Genomic DNA, 4,872 nt, shown 5'->3' with positions numbered 1-4,872 from the left:
CCATTTAAAATTATAATGTTTATTTCTGAAAATTAATATTATTAGAACTTTTAAAGGTCACAAATATGTCATTTTAATAAGATTTGAAGGATAATTTTACTCCTTTAATGTGAAAAAGCGTCACAGCGTTGCGGTATCATAAGGCTTAGAAAGATCATTTTTTCACAATCTCAAAAAATTCTTTATAAATACTATTCCAAAAGAATTACCACTCAACTAAATATCTCATTGTCGCTGTTGCATACGCTTTCAAAAACAGCTAATATTTGATTTGGAAAATAAGCGCGCTTATCTAAATGATATTTATGAGAGAAGAGGAAAGATTATGGATTTTATTTTAGGTATTGGAACATTGCTTGTAGTTTTACTAGCGATGACTTTGTTTCTAAAGTTTGCCCCTAACGGTAAAGTCAGTCTACAAGCACTATCAGGTGCAGCATGTGCCACTTTTTTACCTGAAGCATTTTTAAAATATGCGATTGGTGGCGTCTTCCATATTGAATATTTTACAAAATTAGGCGAAATTGCTGGAAGTTTAAGTGGTGTCGCTGTGGGTATTTTGACGTGTTTAAAGTTTGGAGTGAATCCTGTATTTGCGGTTTTAACTGGGCTAGTCCTTTATGACTTTAAATTACTCCCAGCATTTATAGCAGCTTACTTTGTTGCATTTGGTATTAAATATTTAGAAAAGAAAGTTCCAGAAGGCTTAGATTTAATTTTAGTGATATTGTTATCACCCGCAATCACATACGGTATCGCATTTATCGTTTCACCAAGTGTCATCGCTGTACTTAAACAAATTGGTACGGCAGTCACTGCTGTAGGTGATAATAATCCTTATGCTTTAGCGCTCGTTATTGGTGCAATTGTTCCTGTTGTCGGTATGACACCGTTAAGTTCAATGGTATTCACAAGCCTTCTTGGTTTAACAGGTATTCCTATGGCGATTGGTGCATTAGGCTGTATGGGCAGTTCGTTTGTTAATTTCGTCATGTTTAGAAAATTGAAAATCGGTAATCCTGGTAAAGCCTTTGCGGTTGCAATTGAACCCCTTACTCAAATTGATATTATTGCAAAATATCCAATTCAACTCTATGGTACAAATGCTATTGTTGGCATGGTCAACGGTCTCTTCATAACATATATGGGCATCGTTGTAGATCAACCAGGAATGGCAACCCCTATCGCTGGTCCGATTGTAGCTTTAGGTTTTAATGATGCTGTATCAACTGTAATTACAATCGTAGTCGTTGCAATCATCAGCATTGTACTCAGTTATATCATCGGAACATTCATTAATAAAAAGCAAATCGGTTTAAGTTTAAATACACCCAAACTTTCAAAACAAATGAATTAAAGGAGCGATAAAGTATGGCACGTACAAAAGATTATCAAAGTGCATTTGATGTAATAGGCCCAGTGATGATGGGACCTTCAAGTTCGCATACTGCTGGTGCAGTTAAAATTGGTCAAGCTGCGCGAGCGGTACTCGGAGATACACCCGAACGCATTCGTGTACATTATTATGAATCATTTGCAGAAACACATAAAGGTCATGGTACAGACCTAGCAATAATTGGCGGCCTGTTAGGATTTAGTACCTTTGATGCTCGTATCAAGTCTTCTACGTCCATTGCACGTGATCAAGGCATTCCATTTGAATTCATTGAAGAAAAAGGGTCAAGCCTTGGCGAACATCCGAACTGTGCGCTCATTATTATTGATAAAGGTGAACGTCATGTTGAGTTAAATGGTATTTCTATCGGTGGTGGTGCATTCAAAGTGAAAAGCATACATGTCAATGGAATGTGTATATTATTATCCCATACACCGAACTTATTAGTGATTGACGGTGAATGTAATATGTCAGAAATCAACCACTTAATTAATGACCTTGTGGATAAAAGTGTTGATATTAACGAAGAAATTAAAACGATGAATCAAGAGCGTTGTTTACTCGCTTTACATTTAAACAAAGCCATTAAAGATGAACTCTTAGAAGAAATACGTCAAAAATATACGAATTTACAATTTTCATATATACAATAGTCTGGAGGAATCGACATGTTTGATTCAATGAAAGCATTAATCGAATACGCTGAAACACATTCTAAAACTTTTTCAGAAATTATGATTGAACATGAAATGGTCACACGTGGCCTTTCACGTGAAGAAGTGTTTGATATGATGCAACTCAATTTAGATACAATGCGCGATGCGGTAGAAAAAGGCTCTACAGGCGAAGGCGTAAAAAGTGTCACAGGATATACAGGACAAGATGCCATTAAAGTTGCAAAATATAATGACACACATCAAGCACTTTCAGGACACGATATGATCTCAGCAGTACAAGGCGCGATTGCGACAAACGAAGTCAATGCAGCCATGGGTATCATTTGTGCAACACCTACAGCCGGTTCATCAGGTACGATTCCGGGCGTCCTATTTAAATTAGAAAAAACGCATCATTTAGACAATGATCAAATGATTCAATTTCTATTTGCAGCCTCGATGTGCGGAATGATTATTGCCAATAACGCATCCGTCGCTGGTGCAACTGGAGGTTGTCAAGCAGAAGTCGGTACAGCATCAGCGATTGCCGCTGCTGCAGCCGTTGAAACGTTTGGAGGTACGCCGGCACAAGCTGGGCATGCCATTGCGATTAGTTTAAGTAACTTATTAGGTCTCGTTTGTGACCCTGTAGCAGGTTTAGTCGAAATCCCATGTGTCATGCGAAATGCCATCGGTTCAGGAAATGGCTTAATCTCCGCTGATTTGGCATTAGCCGGTGTTGAAAGTCGTATTCCAGTAGATGAAGTCATTATGGCGATGGATAAAGTTGGAAGAAATTTACCAGCTTCATTACGTGAAACAGGTATAGGTGGTTTAGCTGGCACACCTACCGGACAAGCCATTAAAGAAAAAATCTTCGGTAGCTCTAGCCAAGAACAAGTTTTCTCATAAAAAATGGCACCCGCATGTCGACAGGACTGCGGGTGCTTTCATACTATTTATCTTTTTTTAGCAATCGAGGGTCATACGTTTTTTGTGAATGAACATGTTGATGCGTCTGTTTAACTTGCTCACTATCCGTTTGCTGATGTTTCACTGTAAAAACAATATAATGATAGATAAAGAAAATGATGATACTTAACGAAATAGATTGCATGAAAAGATATTGCCACGTGCCTGCAATTAAAAGGTTTTCAGCAATCGTCGTCGTGATGACTAAAGCAATAAATAATAGCACAAATTTTTTCAGCATCCATTTCACCCCTTATCCCCTTTTGGCCTTATACATGTTATACCACGAAAAAAGATGAAAAGATACCTTTTTCAGATAATTCTTACATCTAATTATTTTCTATACTATTCCATATGAATTGAAATAGTTCTTATATTAAAGAACGATGCGTCATCATTCCGCTTCAAATAATTAAATCAAATATTAAGAAAACACTCTTATCTGTTTTCTAAAGTGTAAGTCAGATAAAAGTGTTGAATGTCACCTAAAATCGCTTTTATTGTTTGATATCGTTAAAATCGATAACGTTGCTGTGTTTATGTCGTTCTTCTTGATCTATGATGTGCATATATTCTTCAAATGTATGACCGTGGTAAATCCAATTGCGCATTTTCATGTAAACTGGTTTGACCTTATTAGCAGCAGTTTGTTCGACGCGTTTACGTAAAATCCCATCTTGTACAAGTGAATACATAACATCAGCAACCATATTATATTCAATTGCATGTTTCATCATTGTAAGAATTTCCACAGTAAGACCGTCAACAGTAGCGTTAAGTTTATTGTCTTCTCGAATATTTTTTGATAACCATGAAACAAAATTAAAGTACGTTTCATCATCCAATCCAAACACATGTGTTTGATAATATAACAAATCATTTAACGTTGCAGGCTCATAATATTTTGCATCTTTTAGGAAGTGATGGTACTCATCTGGTTCGAGCTCAAGTCCAACACTCGTAATATAGCCCTCTCCTACAATAAAATTACGTGTATGAGGCATTAAACGTGTGAAACGTCTTAACAATTTACGTATTTCAAGCAATGAATACGTTTTTTCTAAGTACTTATTCATGACATGTTGCAGTTGAGACAATGAATAAAGTCCGTATAGATTTGTTGCCGCTTCAATCACATCTTGCTCTAATTTAAATTGTTTGAGCGTCTCATGTTGTGTAACCCATTTTTCAACTTGAGCAATGATTTCTTCAGGTATCCATAATAAATGATAGCCTCTTTCATCTCGCTCCGTTTCAAAAATTAAAAACGATTCTGGAAAAGAAATATCTGTTTCAATCGATTCTCCATTTTGATTCATCGCTAAGATATGAAGAAATAAACGTTGTTGGTCCTCACTCATTTGATTTATCACTTCATTAAAGTAAGATTGTGTAACGATGGACGTGATAAGTAATGTTGCTATTTCATCCTTTTTCAATGCGGAATACCCTTTGATATGATGCTCCCTACAAAGTTGTTTTAATGCGTCAACTGTGGGGTTGCCTAACAACTGAATAAATTGATTAGGACTTTCTTGTTCTAACATTGAATTTAACATGGTTTCTAGTTGCGCTCGGTCTTCAACACTTTGATTTTTTAATAACGCTTTTAAATCTTTTTCCCAGTTAGTCATTATAAATCACCTATTTATATAATCTTAATTTCATTGTACTATTGATATCTTTAAAAACAAAATGACAAATGCATGAACATCATGTCACGACATATACGATGCGTTTTAAGAAAACGAAAAAAGGGGCTGGGACATAGGGTTTCAGCTTCCAAGAAAAACACCACAAAAATCACTTCAAAAGATTTTGTGGTGTTTTTTCATTTGAATTCTACTT

General features: G+C 36.0%; 5 protein-coding genes. 3 read left to right on the top strand and 2 right to left on the bottom strand.

Annotated features, from left to right (window positions below; genetic code table 11):
- Positions 1-325 precede the first annotated feature (325 nt).
- From CD172_RS11010 to sdaAA, 3 genes are read left to right on the top strand one after another with little or no spacing between them, the layout of a single operon-like run.
- Positions 326-1,357 carry a PTS sugar transporter subunit IIC gene (locus CD172_RS11010; RefSeq protein WP_037567799.1) on the top strand — a complete coding sequence of 344 codons (1,032 nt, stop codon included), beginning with the start codon at positions 326-328 and terminating at the stop codon, positions 1,355-1,357.
- A 14-nt stretch (positions 1,358-1,371) separates the two neighbouring features.
- Positions 1,372-2,049, top strand: coding sequence for an L-serine ammonia-lyase, iron-sulfur-dependent subunit beta (gene sdaAB, locus CD172_RS11005; RefSeq protein WP_060551745.1), 678 nt, complete (start codon positions 1,372-1,374; stop codon positions 2,047-2,049).
- Positions 2,050-2,064: 15 nt separating this feature from the next.
- Entirely contained in the window at positions 2,065-2,964 is a 900-nt protein-coding gene (gene sdaAA / locus CD172_RS11000) for an L-serine ammonia-lyase, iron-sulfur-dependent, subunit alpha (protein WP_037567795.1), read from the top strand.
- A gap of 43 nt (positions 2,965-3,007) precedes the next feature.
- Here sdaAA and CD172_RS10995 read toward each other — a convergent pair whose 3' ends face one another.
- Positions 3,008-3,265 carry a hypothetical protein gene (locus tag CD172_RS10995; RefSeq protein ID WP_060551747.1) on the bottom strand — a complete coding sequence of 86 codons (258 nt, stop codon included), beginning with the start codon at positions 3,263-3,265 and terminating at the stop codon, positions 3,008-3,010.
- A 256-nt stretch (positions 3,266-3,521) separates the two neighbouring features.
- On the bottom strand, positions 3,522-4,658 hold the full coding sequence (locus tag CD172_RS10990) for a hypothetical protein (RefSeq protein WP_103346380.1): 1,137 nt from the start codon (positions 4,656-4,658) through the stop codon (positions 3,522-3,524).
- Positions 4,659-4,872: the final 214 nt, after the last annotated feature.

Origin of the sequence: Staphylococcus agnetis, from assembly GCF_002901865.1 — a bacterium.
In the GTDB taxonomy this organism is placed as follows: Bacteria; Bacillota; Bacilli; order Staphylococcales; family Staphylococcaceae; genus Staphylococcus; species Staphylococcus agnetis.
This window is presented reverse-complemented; position numbering and strand designations above follow the sequence as displayed.

What these genes read in the sequence shown, in the direction of transcription:
- CD172_RS11010 (WP_037567799.1), top strand. Translation starts at nt 326, where the DNA reads ATGGATTTTATTTTAGGTATTGGAACATTGCTTGTAGTTTTACTAGCG.
- sdaAB (WP_060551745.1), top strand. Translation starts at nt 1,372, where the DNA reads ATGGCACGTACAAAAGATTATCAAAGTGCATTTGATGTAATAGGCCCA.
- sdaAA (WP_037567795.1), top strand. Translation starts at nt 2,065, where the DNA reads ATGTTTGATTCAATGAAAGCATTAATCGAATACGCTGAAACACATTCT.
- CD172_RS10995 (WP_060551747.1), bottom strand. Translation starts at nt 3,265, where the DNA reads ATGCTGAAAAAATTTGTGCTATTATTTATTGCTTTAGTCATCACGACG.
- CD172_RS10990 (WP_103346380.1), bottom strand. Translation starts at nt 4,658, where the DNA reads ATGACTAACTGGGAAAAAGATTTAAAAGCGTTATTAAAAAATCAAAGT.